Annotated in this window: 16 protein-coding genes; all 16 read left to right on the top strand. The window is 68.3% G+C overall.

Annotated features, from left to right (window positions below; all coding sequences use genetic code 11):
• Positions 1-118: 118 nt before the first annotated feature.
• The 16 genes from typA (at position 119) to CP980_RS11990 (ending at position 18,542) form a co-directional block, all read left to right on the top strand.
• Complete coding sequence (typA, locus tag CP980_RS12065; protein WP_132756495.1) at positions 119-2,023, top strand: translational GTPase TypA; 1,905 nt, start codon at positions 119-121, stop codon at positions 2,021-2,023.
• Between the two features lie 429 nt (positions 2,024-2,452).
• Positions 2,453-4,090 carry a peptide ABC transporter substrate-binding protein gene (locus CP980_RS12060; protein WP_132756497.1) on the top strand — a complete coding sequence of 546 codons (1,638 nt, stop codon included), beginning with the start codon at positions 2,453-2,455 and terminating at the stop codon, positions 4,088-4,090.
• A gap of 174 nt (positions 4,091-4,264) precedes the next feature.
• Positions 4,265-5,197, top strand: a complete 933-nt coding sequence (locus tag CP980_RS12055) for an ABC transporter permease (RefSeq protein ID WP_132756499.1) — start codon at positions 4,265-4,267, stop codon at positions 5,195-5,197.
• Entirely contained in the window at positions 5,190-6,137 is a 948-nt protein-coding gene (locus CP980_RS12050) for an ABC transporter permease (RefSeq protein ID WP_132756501.1), read from the top strand. Before CP980_RS12055 ends, CP980_RS12050 begins: the two co-directional genes overlap by 8 nt.
• Before the next feature lie 20 nt (positions 6,138-6,157).
• Complete coding sequence (locus tag CP980_RS12045) at positions 6,158-7,204, top strand: ABC transporter ATP-binding protein (RefSeq protein ID WP_373312846.1); 1,047 nt, start codon at positions 6,158-6,160, stop codon at positions 7,202-7,204.
• A complete protein-coding gene (locus tag CP980_RS12040; RefSeq protein ID WP_132756505.1) occupies positions 7,197-8,249 on the top strand; it encodes an ABC transporter ATP-binding protein in 1,053 nt (350 codons plus the stop codon). The genes CP980_RS12045 and CP980_RS12040 overlap by 8 nt, the downstream gene beginning before the upstream one ends.
• A gap of 92 nt (positions 8,250-8,341) precedes the next feature.
• On the top strand, positions 8,342-9,961 hold the full coding sequence (locus CP980_RS12035) for a peptide ABC transporter substrate-binding protein (RefSeq protein ID WP_150528144.1): 1,620 nt from the start codon (positions 8,342-8,344) through the stop codon (positions 9,959-9,961).
• A 66-nt stretch (positions 9,962-10,027) separates the two neighbouring features.
• Positions 10,028-10,993, top strand: a complete 966-nt coding sequence (locus CP980_RS12030) for a GNAT family N-acetyltransferase (RefSeq protein WP_229906937.1) — start codon at positions 10,028-10,030, stop codon at positions 10,991-10,993.
• Between the two features lie 107 nt (positions 10,994-11,100).
• Positions 11,101-12,729 carry a peptide ABC transporter substrate-binding protein gene (locus CP980_RS12025; protein WP_132756509.1) on the top strand — a complete coding sequence of 543 codons (1,629 nt, stop codon included), beginning with the start codon at positions 11,101-11,103 and terminating at the stop codon, positions 12,727-12,729.
• A 30-nt stretch (positions 12,730-12,759) separates the two neighbouring features.
• Positions 12,760-13,683 (top strand): ABC transporter permease, encoded by a 924-nt coding sequence (locus CP980_RS12020; protein ID WP_132756511.1) that lies wholly within the window; start codon positions 12,760-12,762, stop codon positions 13,681-13,683.
• On the top strand, positions 13,676-14,701 hold the full coding sequence (locus CP980_RS12015; RefSeq protein ID WP_373312835.1) for an ABC transporter permease: 1,026 nt from the start codon (positions 13,676-13,678) through the stop codon (positions 14,699-14,701). Before CP980_RS12020 ends, CP980_RS12015 begins: the two co-directional genes overlap by 8 nt.
• 12 nt (positions 14,702-14,713) lie before the next feature.
• Complete coding sequence (locus CP980_RS12010) at positions 14,714-15,688, top strand: ABC transporter ATP-binding protein (protein ID WP_132756513.1); 975 nt, start codon at positions 14,714-14,716, stop codon at positions 15,686-15,688.
• Complete coding sequence (locus tag CP980_RS12005; protein WP_132756515.1) at positions 15,681-16,712, top strand: ABC transporter ATP-binding protein; 1,032 nt, start codon at positions 15,681-15,683, stop codon at positions 16,710-16,712. The genes CP980_RS12010 and CP980_RS12005 overlap by 8 nt, the downstream gene beginning before the upstream one ends.
• A gap of 311 nt (positions 16,713-17,023) precedes the next feature.
• Positions 17,024-17,218: a hypothetical protein gene (locus tag CP980_RS12000; RefSeq protein WP_030153401.1), complete on the top strand. Its 195-nt coding sequence runs from the start codon at positions 17,024-17,026 to the stop codon at positions 17,216-17,218.
• Positions 17,219-17,250: 32 nt separating this feature from the next.
• Positions 17,251-18,162, top strand: a complete 912-nt coding sequence (mshB, locus tag CP980_RS11995) for an N-acetyl-1-D-myo-inositol-2-amino-2-deoxy-alpha-D-glucopyranoside deacetylase (RefSeq protein WP_150528143.1) — start codon at positions 17,251-17,253, stop codon at positions 18,160-18,162.
• A complete protein-coding gene (locus CP980_RS11990) occupies positions 18,159-18,542 on the top strand; it encodes a DUF6113 family protein (RefSeq protein ID WP_150528142.1) in 384 nt (127 codons plus the stop codon). The genes mshB and CP980_RS11990 overlap by 4 nt, the downstream gene beginning before the upstream one ends.
• Positions 18,543-18,572 lie beyond the last annotated feature (30 nt).

Below are 18,572 nucleotides of genomic sequence, written 5' to 3'. Positions count from 1 at the left end.
GGCGGTTCCCGCCACGCGACGTACGATGGGGTAAGGCCGTGGCAGGTTTTCCGCCCGGTCGAGGCGCGCGTGCCGGACCGTACGCGCCGCCATCCACGATCCCGGGAGAAGCGCCGAAGTGCCCACGCGCCACGACATCCGTAACGTCGCCATCGTCGCCCACGTCGACCATGGCAAGACGACCATCGTCGATGCCATGCTCAAGCAGGCCGGTGCCTTCGCCGCCCACCAGCACCTCGACGACCGCATGATGGACTCGAACGACCTGGAGCGTGAGAAGGGCATCACGATCCTCGCCAAGAACACGGCGGTGAAGTACCACCCCAAGGACGGCGGGGCCCCGATCACGATCAACATCATCGACACCCCCGGCCACGCCGACTTCGGTGGCGAGGTCGAGCGCGGTCTGTCGATGGTGGACGCGGTCGTCCTGCTGGTGGACGCCTCCGAGGGTCCGCTGCCGCAGACCCGCTTCGTCCTGCGCAAGGCCCTGCAGGCGAAGATGCCGGTCATCCTCTGCATCAACAAGACCGACCGCCCCGACTCCCGGATCGACGACGTCGTCAACGAGACGTACGACCTCTTCCTGGACCTGGACGCGACCGAGGAGCAGATCGAGTTCCCGATCGTCTACGCCTGCGGCCGTGACGGCATCGCCTCGCTGACCAAGCCGGAGGACGGCACCGTCCCCGCGGACAGCGACAGCCTGGAGCCGTTCTTCTCCACCATCCTGGAGCACGTCCCCGCCCCGGTGTACGACGAAGAGGCGCCGCTCCAGGCCCACGTCACCAACCTGGACGCCGACAACTTCCTCGGCCGCATCGCGCTCCTGCGCGTCGAGCAGGGCGAGCTGCGCAAGGGCCAGACCGTGGCCTGGATCAAGCGCGACGGCACCATGTCGAACGTCCGCATCACCGAACTGATGATGACCGAGGCGCTCACCCGCAAGCCGGCGGAGGTCGCCGGCCCCGGTGACATCTGCGCCGTCGCCGGTATCCCGGACATCATGATCGGCGAGACCCTGGCCGACCCGGAGAACCCGATCGCGCTGCCGCTGATCTCGGTCGACGAGCCGGCGATCTCCATGACCATCGGCACCAACACCTCGCCGCTGGTCGGCCGCGGCGGCACGGGCAAGGGCGCGGACGCCAAGTCCGCGGTCAAGGACCGCAAGGTCACCGCCCGCCAGGTCAAGGACCGCCTCGACCGCGAGCTCATCGGTAACGTCTCCCTCCGCGTGCTCGACACCGAGCGCCCGGACGCCTGGGAGGTCCAGGGCCGCGGCGAGCTCGCGCTCGCCATCCTGGTCGAGCAGATGCGCCGCGAGGGCTTCGAGCTGACCATCGGCAAGCCGCAGGTCGTCACGCAGGAGATCGACGGCAAGGTGCACGAGCCGGTCGAGCGCATGACGATCGACGTGCCCGAGGAGCACATGGGCGCCGTCACGCAGCTCATGGGCGTCCGCAAGGGCCGTATGGACAACATGTCGAACCACGGCTCCGGCTGGGTCCGCATGGAGTTCGTCGTCCCGTCGCGCGGCCTCATCGGCTTCCGTACGGAGTTCCTGACCAACACCCGCGGTACGGGTATCGCCCACTCGATCCACGAGGGCCACGAGCCGTGGTTCGGCCAGCTGGTCACCCGTAACAACGGCTCCCTGGTCGCCGACCGCGCCGGTGCGGTCACGCCGTTCGCGATGATCAACCTGCAGGAGCGCGGCGTCCTGTTCACCGACCCCGGCACCGAGGTGTACGAGGGCATGATCGTCGGCGAGAACTCGCGCTCCGACGACATGGACGTGAACATCACCAAGGAGAAGAAGCTCACGAACATGCGTGCGGCTTCGGCGGACAACACGGAGAACGTGATCCCGCCGCGCAAGCTCTCCCTGGAGCAGTCCCTGGAGTTCTGCCGCGACGACGAGTGCGTCGAGGTGACCCCGGAGGCCGTCCGCATCCGCAAGGTCGTCCTGGACCAGAAGGAGCGCTCGCGCACCGCTTCGCGCGCCAAGTCCGCGAAGTAACCGCAAGTCGGTCCGGTCGGGCCGTCGTTCCACCCGCAACCCCTCCACCACGGTTTCGTGGGGGAGGGGTTGTTGGCGTTTGTCAACCGGATTATTGCGTTCCAGTGTCCACGGTGTCCGCATACCGACCGTGACAATCCGGAAGATGAACTAACAGTCCGTTTCGCACGTGTCTGTCTCCTATCCGTTTGTCCGGATTTCGGGTTTTCGCCATGCGGTGATGTTGTGAAAACGAGACCAGTTAAGTGTGGTTTACGGTCAGGGCGTCCCTGAGGATGGCTCCATTGAGCTCGGGTCAATGGGTCACACGCTGTGGGGAGCGTCGACTCACGAGCACACTCGGGGCACTGTTCAACTCGCCGTCAGGGGTGTCGGCGAAACGTTCATGTGTCCCGCACATCAAACAGTGGACTCATGAGGAGGAAACCCATGCGCGGTGCCAAGAGCGCCAAGTGGGTAGCGGGCGCGATTGTCGTCGCCCTGGCTGCGACCGCCTGCGGTGGCAACGACAAGGGCGACGCCGCCGGCAAGGGTGAGGTTGACCCGAACGGCATCTACTCCGTCGAGGTGGGCGAGCCCGAGAAGCTCCTCCAGCCGGCCGACACGATGGAGTCCAACGGCTCGATCGTCATGTCCGGGCTGTTCTCGCAGCTCGTCGACTACGACGCCGACGGCAAGCTGACCATGGTCAACGCCGAGTCCGTCGAGTCCAAGGACAGCAAGCTCTGGACCGTCAAGCTCAAGCCGGGCTGGACCTTCCACGACGGCACCAAGGTGACCGCCGACTCGTACGTCAAGGCCTGGAACTGGGCCGCGAACATCAACAACAAGCAGGGCAACGCGTCCTGGTTCGCGGACATCAAGGGCTACGAGGCGCTCCACCCCGAGGCCGAGGGCGCCAAGCCCACCGCCGAGGCGCTGGAGGGTCTGAAGGTCGTCGACGAGAACACCTTCACCATCGAGCTCGCCAACGCCGTGCCGTACTTCGCGTACAAGCTCGGCTACGAGGTCTTCTCCCCGCTGCCCGAGTCCTTCTACAAGGACCCGAAGGCCGCCGGTGAGAAGCCGGTCGGCAACGGCCCCTACAAGTTCAAGTCGTGGGAGCACAAGAAGCAGATCGAGCTCACCCGCTTCGACGACTACAAGGGCGAGAACAAGGCGAAGAACGGTGGTGTGATCCTCAAGAACTACTCCACCCTCGAAACCGCCTACGAGGACCTGAAGTCGGGCAACGTCGACGTCCTGCGTCAGATCGGCCCGAAGGACCTCCCGGTCTACCGCAACGACCTCGGCAACCGCGCCGTGGACCAGGCGTACTCCGCGATCCAGACCCTGGCCATCGCCTTCTACGCCGACCAGTGGAAGACCCCGAAGCCGGTCGACCCGAAGGTCATCCAGGGCCTGTCGATGGCGATCGACCGCGACACCATCACCAAGACGGTGCTCCAGGGCACCCGCGAGCCGGCCACGGGCTGGGTCGCCAAGGGCGTCCTCGGCTACACGCCGAACGCCACCGGTGACATCACCAAGTTCAACCCGGCCAAGGCCAAGGAGCTCATCGCCGCGGGCGGTGGCGTTCCGAACAACGAGATCTCCATCCAGTTCAACTCGGACGGCGGTCACAAGGAATGGGTCGACGCTGTCTGCAACAGCATCACCCAGGCCACCGGCGTCAAGTGCACCGGTGACGCCAAGCCGGACTTCCAGGCCGACCTCCAGGCCCGTAAGACCAAGCAGGTCAAGTCGATCTACCGCTCCGGCTGGGTCCTCGACTACCCGGTGAACGCCAACTTCATCAGCGACCTGTTCCGCACGGGCGCGGGCGGCAACCAGGGTGGGTTCTCCAACCCCGACCTGGACGCCAAGATCGCCGCTGCCGACACGGCCGCGTCGCTCGACGAGTCGGTGAAGGCGTACCAGGCCGTGGAGAAGGACCTGGTCAACTACATGCCGTCGATCCCGCTCTGGTACTACAAGGTCAACGCGGGCTTCTCGGAGAAGGTCCAGAACGTGAAGTACGCCCAGGACGGCGACCCGATCCTCGAAGGCGTCGAGGTCAAGAAGTAAGTCCCACAGCGTAATTCCGCTCGACGGATGTGGGCCGGCGGGGAGCCGGCCCGCATCCGGGCCTAAATGCAGAGCCCGGGGGGCCCTTTCGCGACGCAGTGACGGTTCCGTCACGTGCGTGCGTGGCGAAAGGGCCCGTCCGGCTGCCTCTGCCGCATCTTCTACGGAGGCATGATGGGGCGCTATGTCGCACGACGACTGCTCCAGATGATCCCGGTCTTCTTCGGGACGACCGCGCTTATCTTCTTTATGGTCTACAGCCTGCCCGGCGACCCCGTGGCCGGACTCTTCGGTGACAAGGGCGCCGACCCCGCCACGCTGGCCGCACTCCGGCACGAGCACGGGTTGGACCTGCCGGTGTGGCAGCAGTACTACAACTACATCACCGGCATCCTGTTCCACTTCGACTTCGGACAGCAGATCCGCAGCGGACGTGAGATCACGGACGTCATCGGTTCCGCCTTCCCGGTCACCCTCCGGCTCGCCTTCCTGGCCTTCGCCATCGAGATCGTCCTGGGCCTGGCCCTCGGGATCGTCGCCGGCCTCAAGGCCGGCAAGCTGGTGGACAACCTGGTCCTGATCCTCACGCTGCTGATCATCTCGATGCCGGTCTTCGTGCTCGGCTTCATCGTCAAGTCGGTGTTCGCCTTCCAGCTCGGCTGGATCGACCCCAACGTCAGCAACAAGGAGACGTGGGCCGAGCTCATCGCGCCGTCCATCGTGCTCGGCTCGCTGTCGCTGGCCTACGTGGCCCGCCTGACCCGCACGTCGATGGCCGAGAACCTGCGCGCGGACTACATGCGCACCGCCGTCGCCAAGGGTCTTCCGAAGCGCCGCGTCATCGGTGTGCACCTGATGCGCAACTCGATGATCCCCGTCGTCACCTTCCTGGGTACCGACATCGGCGCCCTCATGGGTGGCGCCGTCGTCACCGAGGGCATCTTCAACGTCAAGGGCGTCGGCGGGCTGATCTACGACTCGGTCATCCGACGCGAGGGACTGACCGTGGTCGGTGTCGTCACCGTCCTGGTCGTCGTCTACCTCATAGCCAGCCTGCTCGTCGACCTCCTCTACGCGGTCATGGACCCGAGGATCCGGTATGCCTGACATGACCAAGACCGAAGCCGTTTCGACCGAGGGCGCCCTGGCACCCGTCGACGCGATCGCGCCCGTCACCCACGAGAAGGCGCGCAGCCTGTGGGGCGACGCGTGGGCCGACCTGCGTCGCAACCCGTACTTCGTCGTCTCCGCAGCGCTGATCTTCGTCCTCCTGGTGATCGCGGTCTTCCCGGGCTGGTTCACCAGTGCCGACCCCACCAAGGGCGATCTGGTCCACCACTTCCTGGGCAAGCCGGAGCTTTCTAAGGTCGGTACGCCCGACTGGCTCGGGTACGACGGCCAAGGCCGCAGTGTCTACGCGCGCCTCATCTACGGCACCAGGGCCTCGATCATCGTCGCCACCTGCGTCACCGCGATCGTCACCCTCGTCGGCGGCATCACGGGCATGATCGCCGGCTACTTCGGCGGGCTCACGGACACGCTCATCTCCGGGATCACCAACATCTTCTTCGGTATCCCCTTCCTGCTCGGCTCGATGGTCGTCCTCCAGGCCTTCACCAAGCGCACGGTGTGGACGGTCGTCTTCGCCCTGGCCTTCCTGGGCTGGACACAGATCACCCGCGTCATGCGCGGTTCGGTCATCACCGTGAAGCAGGCCGACTACGTGCACGCCGCCAAGGCACTGGGCGCCGGCACCAGCCGGATCCTGCTGCGACACATCCTGCCGAACGCCATGGCGCCCGTGATCGTGGTGTCCACGATCGCTCTCGGCGGCTACATCGCGGCCGAGGCCACCCTGTCCTACCTGGGTCTGGGTCTCGCGGCCCCGACCATCTCGTGGGGTGTGGACATCTCCGCCGGTGCCGCGCAGATCCGAGTGGCCCAGCACATCCTGCTCTACCCCTCGATCATGCTGAGCATCACCGTTCTCGCCTTCATCATGCTCGGCGAAGCGGTCCGCAACGCCCTCGACCCCAAGCTGCGCTGAGGAGGGCGTACGTGATCACCATGGACAACACCAGCACTGTTCCCTCCCCGCGTGACGGGAACCAGCAGAGCCCGCTCCTTGAGGTGCGCGACCTGCACGTCGAGTTCCACACCCGCGACGGCGTGGCCAAGGCCGTCAACGGCGTCAACTACAGCGTGAGCGCCGGCGAGACCCTCGCCGTCCTCGGCGAGTCCGGCTCGGGCAAGTCCGTGACGGCACAGGCCATCATGGGCATCCTCGACATGCCTCCCGGCAAGATCCCGCAGGGCGAGATCCTCTTCCGCGGCCAGGACATGCTCAAGATGAGCTTCGAGGAGCGGCGCAAGCTGCGCGGCCGGAAGATCGCCATGATCTTCCAGGACGCCCTCTCCTCGCTGAACCCGGTACTCTCCGTCGGCTACCAGCTGGGCGAGATGTTCCGCGTCCACCAGGGCCTGTCGAAGAAGGCGGCCCGCCTCAAGGCCATCGAGCTGATGGACAAGGTCAAGATCCCGGCGGCGAAGGAGCGAGTGGACGACTACCCGCACCACTTCTCCGGCGGTATGCGCCAGCGCATCATGATCGCCATGGCGATCGCGCTGGAGCCGGACCTGATCATCGCCGACGAGCCGACCACGGCCCTCGACGTGACCGTCCAGGCCCAGGTCATGGACCTGCTCGCGGAGCTCCAGCGCGAGCTCAACATGGGTCTGATCCTGATCACCCACGACCTCGGCGTCGTTGCCGACGTCGCGGACAAGATCGCGGTCATGTACGCCGGCCGGATCGTCGAGACGGCCCCGGTGCACGAGATCTACAAGCGCCCCGCGCACCCGTACACCCGTGGTCTGCTGGACTCGATCCCGCGCCTCGACCAGAAGGGCCAGGAGCTCTTCGCGATCAAGGGCCTGCCGCCCAACCTCCTGCGGCTGCCGACCGGCTGCTCGTTCAACCCGCGCTGCACCGTCGCGCAGGACGTCTGCCGTACCGACGTGCCCCTGCTCCAGGTGGTCAGCGAGCAGGACGGCTCCGAGCTGCCCGGCCGCGCCAGCGCCTGCCACTTCTGGAAGGAGCAGCTCCATGGCTGAGCTCACCAAGAACGCCCCCGAGCGCGAGCCGATCCTCCAGGTCCGCAATCTGGTCAAGCACTTCCCGCTGACCCAGGGCATCCTGTTCAAGAAGCAGGTCGGCGCGGTCAAGGCCGTCGACGGCATCAGCTTCGACCTGTACAGGGGCGAGACGCTGGGCATCGTCGGCGAGTCCGGCTGTGGCAAGTCCACCGTCGCCAAGCTGCTGATGAACCTGGAGCGGGCCAGCGCCGGCGAGGTCTTCTACAAGGGTCAGGACATCACCAAGCTGTCCGGGCGTGCGCTGAAGGCCGTCCGCCGCAACATCCAGATGGTCTTCCAGGACCCGTACACCTCGCTGAACCCGCGCATGACGGTCGGCGACATCATCGGCGAGACCTACGACATCCACCCCGAGGTGGCCCCCAAGGGCGACCGGCGCCGCAAGGTGCAGGAACTCCTCGACGTCGTCGGGCTCAACCCGGAGTACATCAACCGGTACCCGCACCAGTTCTCCGGCGGTCAGCGCCAGCGCATCGGCATCGCCCGCGGCCTCGCGCTCAACCCGGAGATCATCATCTGCGACGAGCCGGTCTCCGCGCTCGACGTGTCGGTGCAGGCGCAGGTCATCAACCTGATGGAGAAGCTTCAGGACGAGTTCGACCTCTCCTACATCTTCATCGCGCACGACCTCTCGATCGTCCGGCACATCTCGGACCGCGTCGGCGTCATGTACCTGGGCAAGATGGCCGAGATCGGCACCGACACCCAGATCTACGACCACCCGACGCACCCGTACACGCAGGCGCTGCTGTCGGCCGTCCCGGTCCCCGACCCGGAGGCCCGCGAGGGCCGCGAGCGGATCATCCTCACCGGTGACGTCCCCTCGCCGGCCAACCCGCCGTCGGGCTGCCGCTTCCGCACCCGCTGCTGGAAGGCGGAGGAGCGCTGCGCCACGGAGGAGCCGCTGCTGGCGATCCCGACGCGCCTCCAGGGCGTGAACTCCCTGGCCGCGCACGAGTCGGCGTGCCACTTCGCGGAGGAGAAGGCCGTCCTGGCCATCTGATCCCGGGAAACGGACGGGGCCCAGCCGGGATCGGCTGGGCCCCTTCCGGTTTCCCGCCCCACCGAACGCGACTGCCGAGGAGCCAACCACCCATGCGCACAGCGAGTGCCCAGTGGATCGTCGGTGCCCTCGTCCTGGCGATGGCCGCCACGGCCTGCGGTACCGGTGAGGACGGGCGGACCGCCAGGACCGGCGGGCGCATCACCGTGGTGCTCGGTGAGCCGCAGCACGGGCTGGTGGGGCAGGAGACGGCTGAGTCCGAGGGCGCCGAGGTCCTCCACGCGCTGTTCACCGGCCTGGTCACGTACGACCCGAAGACCAGCGAGCCGAAGCTGGCGATCGCCGAGTCCGTCGACACCACCGACTCGAAGACGTGGACGATCAGGATCAAGGACGGGTTCACGTTCCACAACGGCGAGAAGGTCGACGCACAGTCCTTCGTCCGCGCCTGGAACTGGGGCGCGGACCAGGAGAACACCGCCGAGGCGATGGGTTTCTTCTCGAAGATCGAGGGCTCTGACGAACTGGCCCCGGGCAAGGGGAGAACGCCTGCCGCCAAGGAGCTCAGGGGCCTGCGGGTCCTCGACGACAGGACCTTCACCGTCACCCTGAAGGCACCGTTCCCCCAGTTCTGGACCATGCTGGGGTACGACGCCTTCTACCCGCTGCCCAAGGCGTTCGAGGCGGACCCGAAGGGCTTCGGGGAGGCCCCGGTCGGAAACGGTCCGTTCCGCATGGACGGCACCTGGGAGCACGGCAAGCAGATCAAGGTCAAGAAGTACGACAAGTACCCGGCGGAGGGCCGCGCCAAGCTGGACTCCGTGACCTTCAAGATCTACGACGACCTGGACGCCGCCTACGGCGACCTGCACAAGAACGCCGTGCAGATCACCGACAAGCTGCCGGTCTCCGCGCTCGACACCGTCGCCGAGGAGTTCGGCGACCGCTACGTCTACAAGCCGGAAGCGTCCGTCGGCTACCTCGGCCTCCCGCTGGAGGCCAATCCCGAGGCCTTCGGCAAGGTCGAGATCCGCAGGGCGATCTCGATGGCCATCGACCGGGAGGCCATCTCCAAGAAGGTCTTCCAGGGCACCCGCAAGCCCGCCGACGACTTCATCAGCCCGATCGTCCCCGGCTACCGCCGGGGCGCCCTGGGCGAGGCCGGCCTCTACGACCCGGTCAAGGCGAAGGCGCTGTTCGAGCACGCCGGCGGCATACCCGGCAACGAACTGGAGCTCGGCTACAACGAGGACGGCGGCCACAAGGAGTGGATCGAGGCCGTCGCCGCACAGCTGAGGGCGAACCTCGGCCTGGAGGTGACCGCGAAGCCGTACCCGAGCTCCGGGGCCCTCATCGACGACGTCAAGTCCCAGAAGTTCAAGGGCGCCTTCCGCATGGGCTGGGCCATGGACTACCCGGCGGCGGAGAACTACCTGCGCCCGGTCTTCTCGAAGGAGGCCATCGCCAACGGTTCCAACTTCGGGCGCTACGGGAACGACGAGTTCGAGGCCGTCCTCGCCGCGGCCGACCGGGCGACCGACCCGGCCGAGAGCCTGACGCTCTACCAACAGGCCGACGACATCGTCATCAGGGACCTCCCGTACATCCCGCTCTTCACTTACATGTCCTCCGTGGCCTACTCCAAGGCCGTGAAGAACGTCCGGGTCGACGCCCAGGGCCGCATCGACCTGGCACACGTCGAGCTCGACTGACACCCCGGCGGGGGCCGCGCCGAAAGGCGGTTGCGCGGGCGCCTTCGGCGGGGGGAGGGTGAGCGGGTGACCGCCATCCCGTACGGCCGCCGGAGCCGGCGCACGCTGACCGTACGGCCCGCCGGGCCCGGGGACGCGGCCGACATCTGCGCCCTGCTCAACGCCGTCGACGTCATCGAGATCGGCAGACCGGAGACCGACCTCTGCGCCGTCGAGGCCGACCTCCACCACCCCGGCATCGACCTGGCCAAGGACTCCTGGCTGGCCTTCGAAGGGGGCCGGCTCGTCGCCCATGCCCAGGTGTGGGCCGACTCCGGGCCCGGCAGGGTCGACTCCGAGCACTCCGTACTGCCCGGCCACCGCGCCGCGGGCGTCCGGCTGCTGGAGCTGATGGAGATCCGCGCCCGGGAGCTCACCGCCGGGGCGCGGGACGCCGTCCTGCGGCTCCAGCTCACCGCCGAGCCCGTCCTCGACCCCGACGTGCTGCCCGCCCGAGGCTACCGCCGCGTACGCCGCTACCAGGTGATGACCCGGCCCGTCTCCGCGGCCGCCGACCCGCCGCCCGCCCCCTCCGAGGGGCTGGTCCTGCGCGACTGCGCCGCCGACCCGGCCGACCCCCGCCGGGCCCACGCCCTGGTGGAGGACGCCTTCGCCGCCCACTTCGGCCATGTGGACCGCCCGTACGAGGCCTGGCTCGACCACCTGGGCGCCCGCGCCCTCGACTGGTCGCTGGTCTGGATCGCGAACCTGCCGGGCTCCGGCGACGTGGGCGTCCTGCTGACCCGGGACGACCGCACCAGCATGGCCTGGGTCAGCCACCTCGGCGTCCGCGCCGACCTGCGCGGCCGGGGCATCGGCGGTTTCCTGCTGCGCCACGCCTTCGCCGCGTACGCGGCCCGCGGCCGTGACACCGTCGGCCTCGGCGTCGACACCCGCAACGAAACCGGCGCGCTCGGGCTCTACGAGGCGCACGGCATGCGCCTGCACTACGCGGTGGACACCTGGGAGCTGAGTATGCACTCGCGCGGGTGACAGGCGCGGGACGCGAGGGTGCAATCGGTCCAACCAGGAGTGTTCCGGCCCCCACATAGGGTGACATTGGGCCCTAAGTGAGTCTTGGGAGCCATAGGAGGCACTCCATGCGCGGAGCCACCCACGCCAAGTGGGCCGCATGTGCGGTGGCCGTCGCCCTCGCGGCGACGGCCTGCGGCGGTAGCGACAGCGGCGGAGGCGGCGGTGGCGCGGGAGTCGTCAGCTCCTCCTGGGGTGACCCGCAGAACCCGCTGGAGCCGGCCAACACCAACGAGGTGCAGGGCGGCAAGGTCCTCGACATGATCTTCCGGGGCCTCAAGCGGTACGACCCGAAGACCGGCGAGGCCAAGAACATGCTCGCCGAGAAGATCGAGACGACCGACAGCCAGAACTTCACCATCACGCTGAAGGACGGCTGGAAGTTCAGCAACGACGAGCCGGTCACCGCGCAGTCCTTCGTGGACGCCTGGAACTACGGCGCGGACGTGCGCAACAAGCAGAACAACGCGCCGTTCTTCTCCGACATCGTCGGCTACGAGGCCCTCCACCCCGCCTCCGGGGAGCCCAAGGCCAAGACGATGTCCGGGCTGGTCGTCAAGGACCCCAAGACCTTCACCGTCGCCCTGAAGAACAAGTTCTCCACCTGGCCCGAGACCCTCGGCTACCAGGCCTTCTCCCCGCTGCCCAAGGCCTTCTTCACCGACCACAGCGGCTGGCTGAACAAGCCCGTCGGCAACGGCCCGTACACGGTGGACTCGTACACCAAGGGCACCGGCATGAAGCTGCGCACCTGGGAGGGCTACCCGGGCGAGGACAAGGCGCAGAACAGCGGCGTCGACCTCAAGGTCTACACCGACAACAACACCGCCTACACCGACCTGATCTCCGGCAACCTCGACCTCGTCGACGACGTCCCCGCGCAGCAGCTGAAGAACGTCAAGAACGACCTCGGCGACCGGTACATCAACCAGCCGGCCCTCATCATCCAGACCCTCACCTTCCCGCTGTACGACCCGCAGTGGAGCAAGGAGGGCATGGAGAACGTCCGCCGCGGCATCTCGATGGCCATCAACCGCGACGAGATCACCAAGCAGATCTTCCGCGAGACCCGCACCCCGGCCAAGGACTGGACCTCCCCGGCCCTCGGCGAGAAGGGCGGCTTCAGCGCCACGCTCTGCGGCGACGCCTGCAAGTACGACCCGGCGGCCGCCAAGAAGCTCATCCAGGACGCCGGCGGGCTCCCCGGCGGCAAGGTCACCCTGACCTCCAACGTGGACACCGGCTCGCACCGCGAGTGGATGGACGCCGTCTGCAACAGCATCAACAACGCGATCGGCGAGGGCCCGGTCTGCACGGTCAACCCGATCGGAACCTTCGCGGACTTCCGCAACCAGCAGAGCGCCTTCAAGCTGACCGGCCCCTTCCGCTCCGGCTGGCAGGCCGACTACCCGCTCATCCAGAACTTCCTCCAGCCGCTCTACTACACCGGCGCCTCCTCCAACTACGGGAAATTCAGCAACCCGGAGTTCGACAAGCTCGTCGACGAGGCCAACCAGGAGAGCGACGCGGCCAAGGCCATCGCGAAGTTCCAGGACTCCGAGAAGATCCTCGCCGCGCAGATGCCCTCCATCCCGCTCTGGTACCAGAACGGCAGCGCGGGCTACGCCGAGCGGCTCTCGGACGTGGCGCTCAACCAGTTCAGCGTCCCCGTCTACAACGAGATCAAGGTCAGCTGACCCCCTGTCGGATCGATCCTGGAGCAGTCCATGGGACGTTATGTGATCCGGCGGCTGCTCCAGATGATCCCGGTGTTCATCGGCAGCACGTTCCTGATCTTCTTCATGGTGTACGCACTGGGCGACCCCGTCGCCGCCCTCTTCGGCGACAAGGCGCCCGACCCCGCCACCGCCGCGCGCATCCGCAAGGACCTCTACCTCGACCGGCCCCTGTGGGAGCAGTACCTGCACTACATGGGCCAGATCTTCCAGGGGGACTTCGGCACGGCCTTCAACGGCCAGCCCGTCACCGAGCTGATGGCCTCGGCCTTCCCCGTCACCCTGCGCCTGACCATCGTCGCGATCTTCTTCGAGATCGTCATCGGCATCACCCTCGGCGTGGTCAGCGGCCTGCGCCGCGGCAAGTCCGTCGACACCTCCGTACTGGTGCTCACCCTCGTCGTCATCTCCGTGCCGACGTTCGTGACGGGCTACCTGCTCCAGTACCTCTTCGGCGTCCAGTGGGGCTGGGTCCGCCCCACCGTCTCACCGGACGCCCCCTTCAACGAGCTGATCCTGCCCGGCATCGTGCTCGCGCTGGTCTCCCTCGCGTACGTCACCCGCCTCTCGCGCACCTCCATCGCCGAGAACGTGAAGGCCGACTACGTGCGCACCGCCGTCGCCAAGGGTCTGCCGCGCCGCCGGGTCGTCACCCGCCACCTGCTGCGCAACTCGCTCATCCCCGTCGTCACCTTCATCGGCACCGACATCGGCGCCCTGATGGGCGGCGCCATCGTCACCGAGCGCATCTTCAACATCCACGGCGTCGGATACCAGCTCTACCAGGGCATCCTGCGCAACAACTCCCCGACGGTGGTCGGCTTCGTGACCATCCTCGTCATCGTCTTCCTGCTGGCGAACCTGCTCGTCGACCTGCTCTACGCGGTCCTGGACCCGAGGATCCGTTATGCCTGAGCCCGAGCCCGAGCCCGGCCGCCGATCCCCCGCGTACGACCCACTCCAGCCCGGAAAGGGGGAGGCCATCGCGCCCACCGGCCAGGGCGGCCCCATGGATCTGGCGCTCGACGAGGCCGAAAGCCTCGAAAGGCCCCTGGGGGACGCCCCCACCGGGCCCGGCCCGCAGGAGAAGGCCCGCTCCCTGTGGTCCGACGCCTGGCACCAGCTGCGCCGCAACCCCGTCTTCATCATCTCCTCGCTGATGATCCTGTTCCTGGTGGTCATCGCGATCTGGCCGCAGCTCATCGCGAGCGGCGACCCGCTCCAGTGCGACCTGTCCAAGTCCCAGCAGGGCTCCTCGCCCGGCCACCCCTTCGGATACGACACCCAGGGCTGCGACGTCTACACCCGTACCGTCTACGGCGCCCGCGCCTCCATCACCGTCGGCGTCTGCGCCACCCTCGGCGCCGCCCTGCTCGGTTCGGTGCTCGGCGGGCTCGCCGGGTTCTTCGGCGGCTGGGGCGACTCGCTGCTCTCCCGGGTGGCCGACATCTTCTTCGGCATCCCCGTCGTCCTGGGCGGGCTGGTCTTCCTCTCCGTGGTCACCAGCACCACCGTCTGGCCGGTCGTCGGCTTCATCGTGCTCCTCGGCTGGCCGCAGATCGCCCGCATCGGCCGCGGCTCCGTCATCACCGCCAAACAGAACGACTACGTCCAGGCCGCCCGGGCGCTCGGCGCCGGCAACGGGCGGATGCTGCTGCGGCACGTCGCCCCCAACGCCATCGCGCCCGTCATCGTCGTCGCCACCATCGCGCTCGGCACGTACATCGCCCTGGAGGCCACCCTGTCCTTCCTCGGCGTCGGCCTGCGCCCGCCCACCGTCTCCTGGGGCATCGACATCTCCAACGCGGCCTCGCAGATCCGCAACGCCCCGCACATGCTGCTGTGGCCGGCGGGCGCGCTGAGCGTGACGGTGCTCGCCTTCATCATGCTCGGCGACGCGGTGCGCGACGCCCTCGACCCCAAACTGCGCTGAGGAGTGGGCACCATGCTGCTCGAAGTCCGCGACCTCCATGTGGAGTTCCGTACGCGGGACGGAGTCGCCAAGGCCGTCAACGGCGTCAACTACTCGGTGGGCGAGGGCGAGACGCTCGCCGTGCTCGGCGAGTCGGGCTCCGGCAAATCGGTGACCGCCCAGGCGGTGATGGGCATCCTCGACATCCCGCCGGGCCGGATCGCGGGCGGGGAGATCCTCTTCAAGGGCAAGGACCTGCTCAAGATGAAGGAGGACGAGCGGCGGAGGATCCGCGGGGCCGAGATGGCGATGATCTTCCAGGACGCCCTGTCCTCCCTGAACCCCGTACTCAGCGTGGGCGCGCAGCTCGGCGAGATGTACGAGGTCCACCGCGGGATGTCCCGCAAGGACGCCAAGGCCAAGGCCGTCGAGCTGATGGACCGGGTCCGGATCCCCGCGGCCCGCGAACGGGTGGGGGACTACCCGCACCAGTTCTCGGGCGGCATGCGCCAGCGCATCATGATCGCGATGGCGCTGGCCCTGGAGCCCTCCCTGATCATCGCGGACGAGCCGACGACGGCCCTCGACGTGACCGTGCAGGCGCAGGTGATGGACCTGCTCGCCGAGCTCCAGCGCGAGCTCAACATGGGGCTCATCCTCATCACCCACGACCTCGGCGTCGTCGCCGACGTCGCCGACAAGATCGCCGTCATGTACGCCGGCCGGATCGTCGAGGCGGCTCCCGTCCACGAGATCTACAAGGCACCCGCCCATCCGTACACCCGCGGCCTGCTCGACTCCATCCCGCGCCTCGACCAGAAGGGCCAGGAGCTGTACGCGATCAAGGGGCTGCCGCCGAACCTGCTGGCCATCCCGCCCGGCTGCGCCTTCAACCCGCGCTGCCCGATGGCGCAGGCGGTCTGCCGCACCGACGTGCCGCCGCTCGCGCAGGTGGGCCCGGGCCGCGCGAGCGCGTGCTTCTTCTGGAAGGAGTGCCTCGATGGCTGAGACCATCCTGGAGGTCAAGGGCCTCGTCAAGCACTACCCGCTCACCCAGGGCATCCTCTTCAAGAAGCAGATCGGCGCGGTCAAGGCCGTCGACGGGGTCTCCTTCGGCCTCGCCCGCGGCGAGACGCTCGGCATCGTCGGCGAGTCCGGCTGCGGCAAGTCCACCGTCGCCAAGATGCTGGTCAACCTGGAACGCCCGACGGCCGGGGCGATCTCGTACAAGGGCGAGGACATCACCAAGCTGTCCGGCAAGGCCCTGAAGGCCGTCCGCCGCAACATCCAGATGGTCTTCCAGGACCCGTACACCTCGCTGAACCCGCGCATGACGGTCGGCGACATCATCGGGGAGCCGTACGACATCCACCCCGAGGTGGCCCCCAAAGGCGACCGGCGGCGCAAGGTGCAGGAACTCCTCGACGTGGTCGGGCTCAACCCGGAGTACATCAACCGGTACCCGCACCAGTTCTCCGGCGGTCAGCGCCAGCGCATCGGCATCGCCCGCGGGCTCGCCCTGCGGCCGGAGGTGATCGTGGCGGACGAGCCGGTCTCCGCGCTCGACGTCTCGGTCCAGGCCCAGGTGATCAACCTGCTGGAGCGGCTCCAGAACGAGTTCGACCTGTCGTACGTGTTCATCGCGCACGACCTCTCGATCGTGCGGCACATCTCCGACCGGGTCGGCGTGATGTACCTGGGGCGGGTGGTGGAGATCGGCACCGACACCCAGATCTACGACCACCCCACCCACCCGTACACCCAGGCCCTGCTCTCCGCCGTGCCCGTGCCGGACCCGCAGGCCCGCGCCCACCGCGAGCGGATCATCCTGACCGGCGACGTGCCCTCCCCGGCCAACCCGCCGTCCGGCTGCCCGTTCCGCACCCGCTGCTGGAAGGCCCAGCAGCGCTGCACGGACGAGGTCCCGTTGCTCGCCGTTCCGGAGGCGTTCACCTCCGGCCCGGCGGCCCACCCGTCGGCCTGTCACTTCGCAGGCGAAATCCAGCCACCCCGCGCGGATTCGCTCCGTTAGGGTCACCTTCCCGCCAACCCGGTTTACGCGCAGGCAACTTGACCGTTTCTGTCCCGAGATCCGGGGCGTGCAGCCTGGGTCGCGTGCGGCCGTGCGGGTGCCGACAGCCGGCCGGGGAGGCGTACAGACTCCCCGGCCGGCCTCCCGCGTGACCCTGCGCATGCGCGGCGTGCGCCCCTCGTGCTGCCGGAATTCGATCGATGCGCTGGTACGGATAGTTATGATCCGTAGCGCACGGTGGGTATGTACTCCGCCGAGCACTGAGTACGAGTACGCGTACCGATGTCCGCTCGACGTGGAGGTGAAACGCCGTGGCACTCTCGATCTCGGCCGTGGTGCTGCTGGCGATCGTCGTCTTCCTGCTGGTCCGCCGGTCGGGCCTGAAGGCGGGCCACGCCGCTGTCTGTGTGCTCCTCGGCTTCTACCTGGCGAGTTCGACCATCGCCCCGACCCTCAGCCAGCTGACCACCAACGTGGCCAGCATGATCAGCGGCCTCAAGCTGTAGGACGCCCGCCGCTTGATCGTAGGCTTGGCCCCATGAACGGTCTTCCCGCCCGTCGGCTGCTCCTCGTGCACGCGCACCCGGACGACGAGTCGATCAACAACGGCGTCACCATGGCCAAGTACGCGGCCGAGGGTGCCCTCGTCACGCTCGTGACCTGCACCCTCGGCGAAGAGGGCGAGGTCATCCCGCCGGACCTCGCCCACCTGGCGCCCGACCGGGACGACGCGCTGGGCCCCCACCGCGTCGGCGAGCTCGACGCCGCGATGGCGGAACTCGGCGTCACCGACCACCGGTTCCTCGGCGGCCCGGGCCGCTTCCGCGACTCCGGGATGATGGGCGCCGAGCAGAACCGCCGGCCCGGGTCCTTCTGGTCCGCCGACCTGGACGAGGCCGCGGCCCACCTCGTCGAGGTCATCCGCGAGGTCCGCCCGCAGGTGCTCGTCACCTACGACCCCGACGGCGGCTACGGGCACCCCGACCACATCCAGGCCCACCGGGTCGCCATGCGCGGCGCGGAGCTGGCCGCGGAGGCCACGTACCGCCGGGACCTGGGCGATCCGTGGCGGATCGGGAAGATCTACTGGAACCGGGTGCCGCGCTCGGTGGTCGAGGAGGGCTTCGCCCGGCTGAAGGCGGCCGGCGCCGAGGTCCCCTTCCCCGGGGTCGCTTCGCCGGACGACGTGCCCGGTGTCGTCGCCGACGACCGGATCACCGCCGAGATCGGGGACGACGGGACGGGGGCCGACGAGCCGTTCGCGGCGGCCAAGGCGGCCGCGATGCGCGCCCACGCCACCCAGATCGCCGTGGACGGGCCCTTCTTCGCCCTCTCCAACGACCTGGCGCAGCCGCTGTTCGCCCGCGAGTACTACGAGCTGGCCGCGGGCCGGCCGGGCACCGCGGCCGGCACGCGCGAGCACGACCTGTTCGCGGGGGTGGACGCGTGAGCGCCGCCGTGACCCTCGGGCGGATCGCCACCCTGCTCGGTCTGTTGGCCGTCGGCCTGCTGACCGGAGCGGCCGGCTGGCTGGTCGTGGACCTGTGGTTCCCCGCCGGACTGCTGCTGGGACTGCTGGCGCTCCTCGGGCTGTTCCTCGGCGGCCGGATCGCCGTCGGGAGCGGGCTCGGGGTGGGCGCGGGGGCGCTCGGCTGGTTCCTCGCGTACGTGGTGCTCGGTGTTCCGCGCCCCGAGGGGGACTTCCTGCTCGGTTCGTCCGGAATCGGCGTGTACGTCTACCTTTTGGGTGGGGCGGCGCTGGCTGTGATGTGCGCCACGCTCCGCGGCCCGTTCGAGGGGCCGGTTTCGGCCGCGCGGTCCGGCAAGTGACGTGCCGTTGAACTCGGTCGCGGTGTGCCT

It is taken from the genome of Streptomyces vinaceus, assembly GCF_008704935.1.
GTDB lineage: Bacteria > Actinomycetota > Actinomycetes > Streptomycetales > Streptomycetaceae > Streptomyces > Streptomyces vinaceus.
This window is presented reverse-complemented; position numbering and strand designations above follow the sequence as displayed.

Excerpts from the sequence above, each read along its gene's own strand:
- CP980_RS12060 (WP_132756497.1), top strand. The coding sequence starts at position 2,453 with ATGCGCGGTGCCAAGAGCGCCAAGTGGGTAGCGGGCGCGATTGTCGTC.
- CP980_RS12055 (WP_132756499.1), top strand. The coding sequence starts at position 4,265 with ATGGGGCGCTATGTCGCACGACGACTGCTCCAGATGATCCCGGTCTTC.
- CP980_RS12020 (WP_132756511.1), top strand. The coding sequence starts at position 12,760 with ATGGGACGTTATGTGATCCGGCGGCTGCTCCAGATGATCCCGGTGTTC.
- CP980_RS12040 (WP_132756505.1), top strand. The coding sequence starts at position 7,197 with ATGGCTGAGCTCACCAAGAACGCCCCCGAGCGCGAGCCGATCCTCCAG.
- CP980_RS12045 (WP_373312846.1), top strand. The coding sequence starts at position 6,158 with ATGGACAACACCAGCACTGTTCCCTCCCCGCGTGACGGGAACCAGCAG.
- CP980_RS12025 (WP_132756509.1), top strand. The coding sequence starts at position 11,101 with ATGCGCGGAGCCACCCACGCCAAGTGGGCCGCATGTGCGGTGGCCGTC.
- CP980_RS12010 (WP_132756513.1), top strand. The coding sequence starts at position 14,714 with ATGCTGCTCGAAGTCCGCGACCTCCATGTGGAGTTCCGTACGCGGGAC.
- CP980_RS12005 (WP_132756515.1), top strand. The coding sequence starts at position 15,681 with ATGGCTGAGACCATCCTGGAGGTCAAGGGCCTCGTCAAGCACTACCCG.
- CP980_RS12035 (WP_150528144.1), top strand. The coding sequence starts at position 8,342 with ATGCGCACAGCGAGTGCCCAGTGGATCGTCGGTGCCCTCGTCCTGGCG.
- mshB (WP_150528143.1), top strand. The coding sequence starts at position 17,251 with ATGAACGGTCTTCCCGCCCGTCGGCTGCTCCTCGTGCACGCGCACCCG.
- CP980_RS12050 (WP_132756501.1), top strand. The coding sequence starts at position 5,190 with ATGCCTGACATGACCAAGACCGAAGCCGTTTCGACCGAGGGCGCCCTG.
- CP980_RS12015 (WP_373312835.1), top strand. The coding sequence starts at position 13,676 with ATGCCTGAGCCCGAGCCCGAGCCCGGCCGCCGATCCCCCGCGTACGAC.